Annotated in this window: 11 protein-coding genes; 8 read left to right on the top strand and 3 right to left on the bottom strand. The window is 64.0% G+C overall.

Features of this window, described 5'->3' with window-relative positions; translation table 11 throughout:
* Nucleotide 1 precedes the first annotated feature (1 nt).
* The 4 genes from G3574_RS08855 (at nt 2) to parC (ending at nt 6521) form a co-directional block, all read left to right on the top strand.
* Nucleotides 2-616: a GNAT family N-acetyltransferase gene (locus G3574_RS08855; RefSeq protein WP_163962131.1), complete on the top strand. Its 615-nt coding sequence runs from the start codon at nt 2-4 to the stop codon at nt 614-616.
* Entirely contained in the window at nt 610-1779 is a 1170-nt protein-coding gene (locus G3574_RS08860) for a vWA domain-containing protein (protein ID WP_163962133.1), read from the top strand. The genes G3574_RS08855 and G3574_RS08860 overlap by 7 nt, the downstream gene beginning before the upstream one ends.
* 410 nt (nt 1780-2189) lie before the next feature.
* Nucleotides 2190-4172 carry a DNA topoisomerase IV subunit B gene (locus tag G3574_RS08865; protein ID WP_163962134.1) on the top strand — a complete coding sequence of 661 codons (1983 nt, stop codon included), beginning with the start codon at nt 2190-2192 and terminating at the stop codon, nt 4170-4172.
* 39 nt (nt 4173-4211) lie between these two features.
* The gene (parC, locus tag G3574_RS08870; protein ID WP_163962136.1) at nt 4212-6521 is read left to right on the top strand and encodes a DNA topoisomerase IV subunit A; all 2310 of its coding nucleotides are present in this window, start codon (nt 4212-4214) and stop codon (nt 6519-6521) included.
* Nucleotides 6522-6533: 12 nt separating this feature from the next.
* Here parC and G3574_RS08875 read toward each other — a convergent pair whose 3' ends face one another.
* The 3 genes from G3574_RS08875 to G3574_RS08885 form a co-directional block, all read right to left on the bottom strand.
* Nucleotides 6534-7268: a substrate-binding periplasmic protein gene (locus G3574_RS08875; protein ID WP_205609718.1), complete on the bottom strand. Its 735-nt coding sequence runs from the start codon at nt 7266-7268 to the stop codon at nt 6534-6536.
* A gap of 67 nt (nt 7269-7335) precedes the next feature.
* The gene (locus G3574_RS08880; protein ID WP_163962140.1) at nt 7336-8055 is read right to left on the bottom strand and encodes a hypothetical protein; all 720 of its coding nucleotides are present in this window, start codon (nt 8053-8055) and stop codon (nt 7336-7338) included.
* Between the two features lie 88 nt (nt 8056-8143).
* Nucleotides 8144-9754, bottom strand: coding sequence for a sulfatase-like hydrolase/transferase (locus G3574_RS08885; RefSeq protein ID WP_163962143.1), 1611 nt, complete (start codon nt 9752-9754; stop codon nt 8144-8146).
* 380 nt (nt 9755-10134) lie between these two features.
* Between G3574_RS08885 and G3574_RS08890 the strand changes: the two genes are divergently transcribed.
* The 4 genes from G3574_RS08890 (at nt 10135) to G3574_RS08905 (ending at nt 13264) form a co-directional block, all read left to right on the top strand.
* Complete coding sequence (locus G3574_RS08890) at nt 10135-10584, top strand: YiaA/YiaB family inner membrane protein (protein ID WP_163962145.1); 450 nt, start codon at nt 10135-10137, stop codon at nt 10582-10584.
* A gap of 24 nt (nt 10585-10608) precedes the next feature.
* Entirely contained in the window at nt 10609-11070 is a 462-nt protein-coding gene (locus tag G3574_RS08895) for a hypothetical protein (protein WP_163962147.1), read from the top strand.
* 7 nt (nt 11071-11077) lie between these two features.
* Nucleotides 11078-11875, top strand: coding sequence for a DUF2145 domain-containing protein (locus tag G3574_RS08900; protein WP_163962149.1), 798 nt, complete (start codon nt 11078-11080; stop codon nt 11873-11875).
* A 168-nt stretch (nt 11876-12043) separates the two neighbouring features.
* On the top strand, nt 12044-13264 hold the full coding sequence (locus tag G3574_RS08905; protein WP_163962151.1) for a hypothetical protein: 1221 nt from the start codon (nt 12044-12046) through the stop codon (nt 13262-13264).
* The last annotated feature ends 17 nt before the right edge of the window (nt 13265-13281 follow it).

The raw sequence follows: 13281 nt of genomic DNA on the forward strand, positions 1-13281 counted from the left end.
CATGAGCGCAAACGTTCCCATCGCCCCGGTCACGCTCTCGGGCAGCCTCGTCCGGCTCGAGCCCTTGTCCATGCACCACCTCGCCGACCTGCGTGCCGCCGCCGCGGACGGCGAGCTCTGGAAGCTCTGGTACACCTCTGTGCCGCATCCGGACAAGATGGAAGCGGAAATCGAACGCCGCCTCGGCCTGCAGGAGAAAGGCAGCATGCTGCCCTTCACCATCCGCCGCCAGGACACCGGCGCAATCTGCGGCATGACGACCTACATGAACATCGACGCGGTCAACATGCGCGTGGAGATCGGCTCGACCTGGTACGCGAGGAGCGCGCAGCGCACCGGCATCAACACCGAAGCGAAACTCCTGCTCCTGCAGTATGCCTTCGAGGCATTGCGCTGCATCGCCGTCGAATTCCGGACGCACTGGGTGAACCGCCAGTCGCGCGCCGCGATCGAACGCCTGGGCGCCAAGCAGGACGGCGTGCTGCGCAACCATATCCGCATGCCTGACGGCACGCTGCGCGACACGGTGGTGTATTCCATCATCGAGTCGGAATGGCCCACGATAAAGCGGCACCTGCAATACCTGCTCTCCCGAATGGAGCCAGCATCATGCTGATCGACTTTTTCTTTACCCTGAAAGACGCCAAGATCCCGGTGTCGATCAAGGAATTCCTCGTCCTGCTGGAAGCGATGGAAAAGAATGTCATCGACCCCTCGCTCGACGATTTCTATTTCCTCTCCCGCACCACGCTGGTCAAGGACGAAGCCCACTTCGACAAGTTCGACAAGGCCTTTGGCCTGTACTTCCGCGGCATCGAGGCGGTGTTCGACAAGAACCCGGAGATTCCGCTCGAATGGCTGCAGAAGCGCCTCGAGCGCGAGCTCACCCCGGAACAGCTCGCGCAGCTGGAGAAGCTCGGCTACGACAAGCTGATGGAAAAGCTCAACGAGCTGCTGAAGGAACAGAAGGAACGCCACGAGGGCGGCAACAAGTGGATCGGCACCGGCGGCACCTCGCCGTTCGGCAACGGCGGCCAGAATCCGGAAGGCATCCGCATCGGCGGCAAGGGCGGCAACCGGACCGCGGTGAAGGTCTGGGAGACCCGCGCCTTCCGCGACTACGACGACGAACGCGAACTCGGCACGCGCAACATCAAGGTTGCGCTGCGCCGCCTGCGCCGCTTCGCCCGCGAGGGCGCGGCCGACGAATTCGCGCTCGACGACACCATCCGCGCCACCGCCAACAATGCCGGCTACCTCGACATCAAGATGCAGCCGGAGCGCAAGAACAATATCAAGGTCCTGATGCTGCTGGACGTTGGCGGCACCATGGACGACCACATCGCCCGCACCGAGGAACTGTTTTCCGCCGCCAAGACGGAATTCAAGAACATGGAGTTTTTCTATTTCCACAACTGCGTCTACGACTACCTGTGGAAGAACAACCGCCGCCGCCATGCCGAACGTTTCCCGACCTGGGACATCCTGCGCAAGTACACGCCGGACACCAAGGTGATCTTCGTCGGCGACGCCACCATGAGCCCCTACGAGATCCTGCAGCCGGGCGGTTCGGTGGAGTACAACAACGAGGAAGCCGGCGCCGAATGGCTGCAGCGCTTCACCCACGCATTTCCGAAATACATCTGGCTCAACCCCGAGCCGGAAGGCTTGTGGCAATACCGGCAATCGATCAGCGTGATCAGGCAGATCATGAACAACCGGATGTTTCCGGTGACCATCGAAGGGCTTGAGCGGGGGATGCGGACGTTGAGCAAGTAGCAGCATTCTATCGACCTTTGTAAGGTCCCCTCCCCTTCAAGGGGAGGGTTAGGGTGGGGATGCGGTTCGGTAGCAGGCAAAGAACAGCATGAGGCTTGTTGTCGAAATCAACGCTGTTCTTTGTTCGCATCCGAAACCCATCCCCACCCCGGCCCTCCCCCTTGAAAGGGAGGGGGTCGTAGTGAAGGTATTTTTGACGCCATGCGTCGAAAATACCTTTAAATTCAGTGCCTTGCCCCTATTTAGCTAAAGGCGGCGGTAATCGCATCCACGACGCGCAACACAAATTTTCACTTTCCCCCACGCAGCATTTCCGGCCCCTCCCCCGGAATTTTCTTTAGAATGATGGAAGAGTACTGTGTTTAAATACATGCTTTTCCCCCGCATCCAATTTCAGCCTCTCCAATCGCATGGCCACCAAAAAGAATTCCGACTACAGCGAATCGTCGATCCGGGTCCTGAAGGGCCTCGAGCCGGTCAAGCAGCGTCCGGGCATGTACACCCGCACCGAGAACCCCCTGCACATCATCCAGGAGGTGATCGACAACGCGTCCGACGAAGCCCTGGGCGGCTTCGGCAAGAACATCATCGTCACCCTGAACGCCGACGGCAGCGTGAGCGTCGAGGATGACGGCCGCGGCATTCCGGTCGGATTGCATCCCGAAGAGAAAGTCCCGACGGTGGAAATCGTCTTCACCCGCCTGCACGCGGGCGGCAAGTTCGACAAGGGTTCCGGCGGCGCCTATTCCTTCTCCGGCGGCCTGCACGGCGTGGGCGTGTCGGTCACCAACGCCCTCGCCTCGCGGCTGGAAATCACGGTCTGGCGCGAAGGCGGCGTGCACAACCTCGTCTTCGCCGACGGCGACGTGGTGCAGAAACTGAAATCGCGCTCCCAGACCCGCGAAGACAAGAAATCAGGCACCCGCGTCACGGTGTGGCCGAACCCGAAATACTTCGACTCGCCGGCGATTCCCAACGGTGAACTGCAGCGCCTGCTGCGCTCCAAGGCGGTGCTGCTGCCCGGCGTGAAGGTCACGCTCACCAACGCCAAGACCGGCGAAAGCCAGACCTGGCAATACGAGCAAGGCCTGCGCGGTTACCTGGTGGAATCCCTCGCCCAAGCCTCGCATGCCGACCCGCTGATCCCGCTGTTCGAGGGCGAGCAGTTCGCCACCGCCGACGCGGAAGGCTTTGCCGAAGGCGAAGGCGCGTCCTGGGTCGTGGCCTGGACCGAGGAAGGCAACGTGGTGCGCGAGTCCTATGTCAACCTCATTCCCACGCCGGCCGGCGGCACGCATGAATCCGGTCTGCGCGAAGGCCTGTTCGGCGCAGTGAAGAGCTTCGTCGAGATGCATTCCCTGCTGCCCAAGGGCGTCAAGCTGCTGCCCGAGGACGTGTTCGCCCGGGTGTCCTTCGTGCTCTCGGCCAAGGTGCTCGATCCGCAATTCCAGGGCCAGATCAAGGAACGCCTGAATTCGCGCGACGCGGTGCGACTCGTGTCCACCTACACCCGCTCGGCGCTGGAACTCTGGCTGAACCATCACGTCGACTACGGCCGGAAGCTGTCCGAGCTCGTCATCAAGCAGGCTCAGTCCCGCCTGCGCTCGGCGCAGAAGGTCGAGAAGAAGAAGTCGTCCGGCGTGGCGGTGCTGCCCGGCAAGCTGACCGACTGCGAATCCGAGGACGTGACCCGCAACGAACTGTTCCTGGTCGAGGGAGACTCCGCCGGCGGCTCCGCCAAGATGGGCCGCGACAAGGAATTCCAGGCCATCCTGCCTCTGCGCGGCAAGGTGCTCAATTCCTGGGAAACCGAGCGCGACCGCCTGTTCGCCAACAATGAAATCCACGACATCGCGGTAGCGATCGGCGTCGATCCTCACGGCCCGAACGACGCGCCCGACCTGTCCGGCCTGCGCTACGGCAAGATCTGCATCCTGTCCGACGCGGACGTCGACGGCTCGCACATCCAGGTCCTGCTGCTGACCTTGTTCTTCAAGCACTTCCCTCAGCTCATCGCGCGCGGCCACATCTGCGTGGCGCGTCCGCCGCTGTTCCGGGTGGATGCTCCGGCGCGCGGCAAGAAGCCGGCGCAGAAGCTGTACGCGCTCGACGACGGCGAACTGACGGCCATCGAGGACAAGCTGCGCAAGGACGGCGTGAAGGACGGCGGCTGGTCGATCTCCCGCTTCAAGGGCCTGGGCGAGATGAACGCCGAGCAGCTCTGGGAAACCACCATGAACCCCGATACCCGGCGCCTGCTGCCGGTCTCGCTCGGCGACTTCGACCTGATGCAATCCGAGTCGCGCTTCAACATGCTGATGGGCAAGGGCGAAGCCGCCGCGCGGCGCGCCTGGCTGGAAGAGCACGGCAACGAAGCGGAAGCGGACATCTGATCCGGCGTCATCCAACACATCGCAAGAATCTAAGAATCTATGACCGAACAAGCGACCTTGTTTGAAAACATGCCATCCGGCGATGGCGAGGCATTGACGCTGGCGACCTTCGCCGAACGCGCCTATCTCGACTATGCGATTTCCGTTGTCAAGGGACGCGCCCTGCCCGACGTCTGCGACGGCCAGAAGCCGGTGCAGCGCCGCATCCTGTACGCGATGCATGACCTCGGCCTGAATGCCGCCGCCAAGCCGCGCAAATCCGCGGCGGTGGTGGGCGACGTGCTCGGCAAGCTGCATCCCCACGGCGACCAGTCCGTGTATGACGCGCTGGTGCGCATGGCGCAGGACTTCTCGCTGCGCTATCCACTGATCGACGGCCAGGGCAACTTTGGCTCGCGCGACGGCGACGGCGCGGCGGCGATGCGCTACACCGAAGCCCGCCTGACGCCGATCTCGCGCCTGCTGCTCGATGAAATCGACATGGGCACCGTCGACTTCCAGCCTAACTACGACGGCTCCACCGAGGAGCCCAAGCTGCTGCCGGCGCGGCTGCCCTTCGTGCTGCTCAACGGCGCCTCCGGCATCGCCGTCGGCCTGGCCACCGAGATCCCCTCGCACAACCTGCGTGAAGTGGCGCAGGCGGCTGTGGCGATGATCCGCAATCCCAAGCTCACGCATGCCGAGATCATGCAGTTCATCCCCGGGCCGGACTTCCCCGGCGGCGGACAGATCATCACCCCCACCTCGACGATTTCCGAATACTACGAATCCGGCCGCGGCACGCTCAAGGTCCGCGCCCGCTGGAAGATCGAGGACCTCGCCCGCGGCCAGTGGCAGGCGGTCGTGACCGAACTGCCCATCGGCACCTCGGCGCAGAAGGTCCTGGAAGAAATCGAGGAACTGACCAACCCGAAGGTCAAGACCGGCAAGAAAGCCCTGCTGCCGGAACAGCTCAACCTGAAGCAGATGATCCTCGGCGTGCTCGATACCGTGCGCGACGAGTCCGGCAAGGATGCGCCGGTGCGCCTGGTGTTCGAACCGAAGTCGAAGAACATCGACCAGACCGAGTTCATGAACATCCTGCTGGCTAATACCTCGCTCGAAACCGGCACCTCGATCAACCTCGTGATGATCGGCGGCGACGGTCGCCCGCGCCAGAAGGGCCTGGGACAGATCCTGCGCGAATGGGTCGATTTCCGCTTCGTCACCGTCACGCGCCGCACCGAGTTCCGCCTGCGGAAAGTGGATGACCGCATCCACATCCTCGAAGGCCGGGAAGCGGTGCTGCTCAACATCGACAAGGTCATCAGGATCATCCGCGAATCGGACGAGCCGAAGCCTGCGCTGATGCAGGCGTTCAAGCTGTCGGACCGGCAGGCCGAGGACATCCTCGAGATCCGCCTGCGCCAGCTGGCCCGCCTGGAAGCGATCAAGATCCAGCAGGAACTCGCCGAGCTGCGCAAGGAAAAGACCACGCTGCACGACCTGCTCGACAATCCAAGCTCGATGAAGCGCCTGGTCATCAAAGAAATCGAAGGCGACGCCAAGCAGTTCGGCGACGCGCGCCGCACCCTCATCGAGGAAGCCGAGCGCGCCAGCGTCGAACAGAAGGTGCTGGACGAGCCGGTCACCGTCATCGTGTCTCAGAAGGGCTGGGTACGCGCCCGCGGCGGCCACGGCCACGATCCGGCGCAGTTCACCTTCAAGGCGGGCGACGGCCTCTATGGCGCCTTTGAATGCCGCACGGTGGACACCCTGCTCGCTTTCGGCTCCAACGGCCGTGTCTACTCGGTGCCGGTCACGGCCCTGCCCGGCGCGCGCGGCGACGGCGTGCCGGTCACCACGCTAGTGGAAGTGGCAAGCGGCACCCGCCTGCTGCACTACTTCGCCGGCCCCGCCGACACCACGCTGCTGCTGGCTTCCACCGCCGGCTATGGCTTCACCGCCAAGGCGGGCGACATGGTCAGCCGCATCAAGGCCGGCAAGGCCTTCCTGACGCTGGACGAAGGCGACGAGCCGGTCACGCCCAAGGTCGCGGCGAAGGATGCCGGCGCGATTGCCTGCCTGTCGGAAAAGGGACGGGTGCTGGTGTTCGGCATCGATGAAATCAAGATGCAATCCGGCGGCGGACGCGGCGTGATCCTGATGGAACTGGAGCCAAAGGAAAAGCTGGTTGTGGCTCAGCCGATCAGCCAGCGCGGCGTGATCGTGACCGGCGCGGGACGCGGCGGCAAGGCGACCGAGTTTCCGTTGTCCGGCACGGCGCTCGCCGGGCACTTCGGCAAGCGGGCACGCAAGGGTAAGCCGCTGGAGTCGAGGATCAAGGCGGACGGGCTGGTCGCGAAGTAAGGCTTCCGGCACTCATTTCTGCGCCGCCCAGCGCGCACGGATGCGTGCCAGCACGCCGCTTTTTTCCAGGCGCTGGAATGCCGATTCCAGCCGGCGCAGCTTGTCCGGATCGATCGCCTTGCTCACGCCAAAGTAGACCGGGTCGGCGAACAAGGCCAGCGGATGGATCGCCAGTTCCTGGAAGTCGGGGTTGTTCCGCAACTGGTAGGCGACGAAATATTCATCTTCGATGAATCCCAGGTTGCGCCCCGCCAGCGTCTTCCTGGGCAGGACGGTTCCTTGCACCACGGGGTCAAAATACTGCGCAAACCCGGAATCGGTGGCGAGCCGCCTGTCGAACGCTTCCGAATACCTGGCGTCTTTCTGGATGCCGATGGTCGAGCGGGCCTGTGCCGCTGCCTTGACGAGGTCATCCATGCCGGCGAGCGGCAAGCCAGCCTGCTCCCGCCGGACCACCAGCACCCGGCGGGATAGCCGCTCCGGCCCGATGAAGTACATGAAGGCTTCCCTGTCCGGCGTCCGCGATACATTCATCATTACATCCAGCTCCCCCGACTGCAGATAGCCGAGCGCGCGCGACCATGGCAGGTCGAGGTACATGGATTGAAACCCGGCTTCGCGGATCAAGGCCTCGGCGAGTTCCACGTCAAGTCCGCCCCAGCGCCCTTCCTTCTGGAAGTAATTGGGCGCGAACTCGGTAACGCGGATGCGCAAGCTTTCCTGCGCCCAGGCGAGAGGCAGAACCACGGCAAACGCAAGGATAGGTGCGAGGAATGCCTTCCGCGGTCGGCGCATGAAGCGCGGCTGGCGAGAGTCAGCGGTCGCCGTCAGCGCCCGCAAGATACCGCTGCACCAGCAGGTCGACGCGCCGTTGCAAGGCTGCGGCAACCGTGGTTTGCAGCGACTGGAATGAAAATTCGGAATCCCGCGTATACATCTTCAAGCGCCCATCGACGTCCTTGAGGATGCGCATGTTGGCGCGCGCATTCAGCTCCTCGATGGCCAGCGCCCGCAGGTTGGCCTGGATCTCCGCCCCCTTCGCCTCGAAGGCGGAAAGCCTGGCGCGGTTCCGCTCGAGCGCGGCCTGCACGCTTTCCTCGAGCAGCCGCGCGACGTTGTGCTTGCCGATCACCTGGTGCAAGGCATGCCGGGCCAGGGCATGGAAGCCGGCAAGTTTTTCGCTGCGGAACCCGGCGTCCTCGGAAAAGGACTTCAGATCCTTGCGGCTGGCCTTGATGGGATGGAAATAGGTTTTCGCCTCGCTGTCGAGCGTGGCCTTGAATTCACCGCGCAAACGCGAGTCCTCGGGCATCGAGGTCTGGTACTTCGCGCATTCCGCGTCGAGCACGGTCATCTCCGCGTCGATGGCCGCGCTTCTTGCCGCGCGCAGGTCGGCGCGCCATCCTTCATATTCCGCGTCGCGACGGGTGAACATGCCGCGCCAGGAAGTTTTCCTGCCACCGTTCGCGTCGAACGTGTCTGGCGTTGTCGGGGAAGCCGCGCCCGGACCGGGCGGTGTCGAGGTTGCGTTCATGGCAAGGTCCTGATCGGGTGAATGTCTCCTGAAGAGACACTAACCAGATCAGGTGCGGCGCAACACGAAGATTAGCCCGGGCTAATGTTCACGGCCGCAGGTCGGCGCAGGCCACGTCGGGCGTGCTCTGGCTTGCCAGCCCGGACGCGCCGAAAGTGGTGGGATGGCTGGACGGGTCCGGTATGCCGGGCATGCCGGCCAGGGCGAGCCAGGCCTTGGCGACGTCCTGGTGCGCGATCAGGCCCTTGGCCTCCACCAGGCGTTCGATGGATTCGGCGCGTCCGCTGCGCGCGAATGCGCGATTCCAGAGCACCAGGGCCGGCACCGTCGTGTCGTTCCGGCCCACCCAGGCGCCGGCATGGAAGCGCTTGCCGGTGTGGTCCGACGGAAGGTTCTCGCCATGGTCGCTGGTGAAGACGAGAAAAGCTGGATCTTCCTGGCGGTCCAGGAGCTCCGCCACCATCAGCAGATGGCGCACGCTGTTTTCCGCCGCCCTGGCGTAGCGCAGTTCGAGCAGCTTTTCCTTCGACAGGCCGGCGGGCTCGGCGGGAAACATGGACGCCGGATAACGTTCCTCGTAATTGAAGTGCTCGCCGAACAGGTGCAGCATCACCGCCTTGTGCCGCTCCGGCGTGCGCACCAGGAAATCGGACATGGCTTCGATTGCAACGTCATCGTAGGCGCTGATTTCCATGGACGAGGTCTTGAGCACGTCGTCATGGCCCAGTTCCGGCACGATCCACACGTCATGGTTGTTGATGTAGGCGGTCTTCGCGCCGGCGGCCCGCGCCAGGGCGAGCACGGTCGGCTTCTTGTCCAGTTCCGCCGGCGACGCGTTGCCGGACGCGGTCATGAGCCGGGGCACCGCGACGAAGGTGGCGTTTCCGGCGCTGCAGGCATCGGGCAGGCGCACGCCGAGTCCCTGCTGGAGGCGACGAGCCAGCGCGCGGGACCATGGACCGCGCGCCGGCACCATCAGGGCGTCGGCACGCAAGGATTCGCCGACGATGAAGACGGCGAGCCCCGCCGGCATGTCGAACAAGTGCGGCGCGTCCTGCGCGTAGCGGGTCGCCACTTCCAGCGCATGGCCGCCGGTCGCGGCCCGGGTCAGCGCGACGCCGGCTTCTTCCTTGAGCAGGTCGAGGTGGGACAGCCAGGGCACCGACACCTTCGCCTCGAACGTGGCAAGCTGGGGCATGCCGGGATAGACGCTCATGGCGGTATTCGACAGGAGCAGCAGGCCGGCCAGCACCAGGGGCTGCGTCCATTTCGGCATGCCCGCCGGCATGTCGCGCGTCGCGCGCCAGGCCCACAAGGCGCAGGACACCGACAGCATGCCCGCCAGGATGAAGGCCGGCATACCGAATGCCATCTGGATGGCGGCGATGACGACGCGGAAAGAGCCGGAAGATACGGAAGCCGTCGAGGCGAACGACGGGCCGGTGCCGGATACCGCCACCGTGCCCAGCCAGGCCAGGGTGAGCGGCATGGCCAGCAGCTGGCCGACGGCGCACCAGCGCGCGAAACGCGGCGGCAGGCAGATCGCCCACACCGCCAGGCACAAGCCCCATGCCGCGACTTCCCACGGTCGCGCCAGGCGTGCGTCGGTCATCAGCCAGACCGACATCGGCGCGAGCACCGCGCAGAACAGGGCGAACCTGGGGCGGGAGAAAAGGGAAGGTTGGGTGTTTGTCACCATGATCTTTCAAGTCATGTATCCGGGACCGGACCTGCAACGCAGTGCCGCGCCGGGGTAACGCTGGGATATTAACGCGGGGAAATTTCCGGGGCAACATACACGTCCGCCCGGAGGCGTCTTCATGCCGCGGCATCATCGTTTCCGGCAGATTTGTCGCGACGCAAGGAATTTGTTCGCCAGATTCGCCACACAGTGTGGGCAAATCCGCCACGGCGGCCGCACGGCGCCGCGGGGCTGGCGTGCGCGCCGCCCGCGTATCGCTTCGCGCTACCGCGGGGTTCGCCCTGCGCCACGTTCCGCGCCGCTGCTGCATTGCCGGGGCATCGCTCCGATACTTCCTCCAACGCCGGCTGCGGCGGCAACTTCAACGAGAGGAAAACATGAACGTCATCATCCAACGCGATACCCGGGCCTGGCAGATGCAGGTGTGGATCGCCTTCCTGATCGCGGCCTTCCTGAGCGGCGTCGGACTCGCTTATCTTCCTGGCAAGCCGGTGGAATACGGCTTCATGATCATGGGCTACCTGTTCTGCCTGACCATGGTGTTCGTGCTGGCGAAGCATGTGCGCAATGGCGAAAAGCAGAATGCCGCGCCGGCGCGGAACGACACGCGGATGTACGGCCCGGTGGTCTGGGCAGGCTTCTTCATCGCCATGGGCATGACGGGATGGGGGCTGTTCCATCTCGACGTCAACGAAGCCTACAAGGCCTTCCTCGCGGTGAGCTGGCTGTTCCTGGTGAACTCCGCCTTCACGCTCGCCAAGATGCTGCGCGACCGGCATGACGCCGACCTGATCGAGGCGGCCGCGCGCGACCAAGCCACGAAATAACACTGATTGAACAGGAGACCCATCATGAATACATCATTTCGAACCTTGCTTGCCGCCGCCGCATTGGCCTTCACCTTCGGGTCGGCGGTATCCACGCCAGCCCGTGCGCAGAGCGAGGCATCGGCGCTCAGCATGCTGTCCACCCTGCCCGTCGCGTCGGTGACGGTGGGCGCGAGCACCGCGGCGAGCGCCGCGCTGGCGCTGCCCGTGGTCCTGTCCACCGCCGGCGCGGTGCTGGTGGTGAATGCCGTGGAGGTCAGCGCGGCGGGAACGATACTGGTCCTGGAAGCCTTGTCCGACGGCACGAAGGTGGTGCTGCATGTCGCTGGCAGCGGCCTCGCCGCCTCTGCCCTCGGAGTGGGAACGGTGCTCACGGTCAGCGTGGTAGGCGCGGGCACCCTGCTCTGCGCGGCCGGCGAAGTCGTCGCATTCATTCCCAGCGCCCTGGGCAATGCCCTCCTTTACAACCGCCGCATCAGCGAGTGAGGCCGACATGCGCAACCGTTTCCTGTCATTGCTTCTCGTCCTCTGCTGCGCGCTGCTGAGCGTGCCGCATGCCTTCGCGGGAAGGCCTTGCGAAACCAGGCGGCCGTCCGTCGCCAGCATCACCCAGGGATTGCAGCTGGCCGAAAGGACGCTGGCCGCGCTGGAAGCCAGCGGCAGCGACGTCGCGGTTCTCGCCCGTGCCGGGCAAGACCTCGGCAAGTACGGCCAGCGGTATTCCCACATCGCCTTCGCCTACCGGCAGATCGACGCGCAAGGCAACCCCGTGTGGCGGGTGGTGCACAAGCTCAACCAGTGCGGCACGGCGGAGGCGGCGCTCTACCGCCAGGGTCTCGGCGAATTCTTCCTCGACGACCCCTGGCGCTACGAAGCGGCCTTCGTGCCCCTGCAACCCGCCGTGCAACGGCGCCTGCTGCCGCTGCTGCAAAACGATCGCGCGCTGGGGACCTTGCATGAAAGGCACTACAGCATGGTGAGCTATGCATGGGGAAGGCGGTACCAGCAATCGAACCAGTGGGTGATCGAAACCCTCGCGCTGGGCATGGCCGGCACCGATACCCGGGAGGCGGCGCAGCAATGGCTGAAGGCCGCGGGATACGTGCCGACGGTATTGCATATCGATGCCATGACGCGGCTGGGCGGCCGCCTGACCGCGGCGAACGTGGCGTTCGACGATCATCCGCTGGGCGAGCGCATGGCGGACCGGATACGGACGGTGACGGCGGATTCGGTGCTGAAATGGCTGGAACGCAGTGGCTTGGGCACAGAGCAGCGCGTGGTGCGGTAAGCGGACCGCTCTTCCCTGGGTGCGTTACACAAATCCTGTTCCCTTGTATTAGCGCTGCTTAATAATTGTCTCCATGCGCAAACCGGAATGCTAGCGTCACAACAAAGCCGGTTTTCCGCCATCCATTCCAGGCAGGCCGCATGCCCATGCGCCAGATTGAAGGGTTCCATGAAAGGCATCAATTCCGTTGCCAATGTCACGAGCACAGCGGATGCCGCCGACACTCCGAAGACCAATGGCGGCACGAGTGAACTGACACATCACAACGGCGGGAGCAACATCGCGCCGTCCACTTCCAAGCGGCCATCGACATCCCCGGCGGGCACTGGCCGGCAACACCTCGTGATCCACAACAGTTGGAGACATGGCAAACCGCATCCCGCCTTCGTCGCGTTGCAGAAGGCAGCACCCAATTCGATGATCGGCCGCTACATGGCAGGACGCTCCATCAATCTCAAGAGCGAACTTCCCATCCATGCTTCGATGTACGGCGAGCACGTCGCCCGCTGGGCATTCCACGACTTCCATGCGATGTGCGCCGAAGAATATGGCGAAGAGATCGGTGACGCCTACCTTGAGAAAGCGCGGAAGCTGAACATGGAAGGGGAAATCCAAAAGGAAGCGAAAAAGCTCTTCGGCAAGTGGCCGACGACGAGCATGCCAGCCCAACCCCCGGGTGACATCTCGATCGACCGGGCGCTGGAACTCGAAAAGGAATTCATGTCGGGCATGGACAAGGCGCTGAGCAAATACCGCGTCGCCCTCTACCGGGAATGCCTCGATTCCCATTTGCGCGTGACCAAGCGCGTGGCAATGAAGAAACTGCGTGAGCAGATAAAGGTGGGTGCACCCACCCAAGGCATTCTCGATCTATGCGAAGGCGCTTGCGAGAAGTATGTCAACGACATCCAGGCCAAGGCACAAAAGAAGCTGGCGAGCATCGAAAGCATGGACGACCCGACCGCGCAACGCGCGGCGCTGGAACATTTCCATGACACGCTGCAGGCAAACATTTTCCTGGTCGCGGGCGAGGCGCTGTACGACGCATTTGACGTCGTCGTGCAACCCGGCGCCATGACGCAAGCCCAGATCCTGGCGAAGGAAGATTGGCACGAGACCCTGAACCGCAATCTTCACCCTCCCTTTCTTCGCTATTCCGCGAGCTTCGCGCGCACGGTCCTGGGAGGCATCGACGATGACAAAGCCCTGCACTCCCTCGTCAGGGAATCGCTGATTCACGTGGAGACGCTGCGTTCCTGGCATAGCGCCCTCGGAACGGGCCAACTCGAGAACTTGAGCTTCGACAGAAAGGTACTCGACCTGCCGCCGGCCGGACTGTCCCCTTCGACGTCGGCTTGGAATCTTTTTCGCCGGCGTTCGACCGGCTGAAATCTTGCGCGCGGCCA

Source organism: Noviherbaspirillum galbum, assembly GCF_010974945.1.
Lineage (GTDB): Bacteria > Pseudomonadota > Gammaproteobacteria > Burkholderiales > Burkholderiaceae_D > Noviherbaspirillum > Noviherbaspirillum galbum.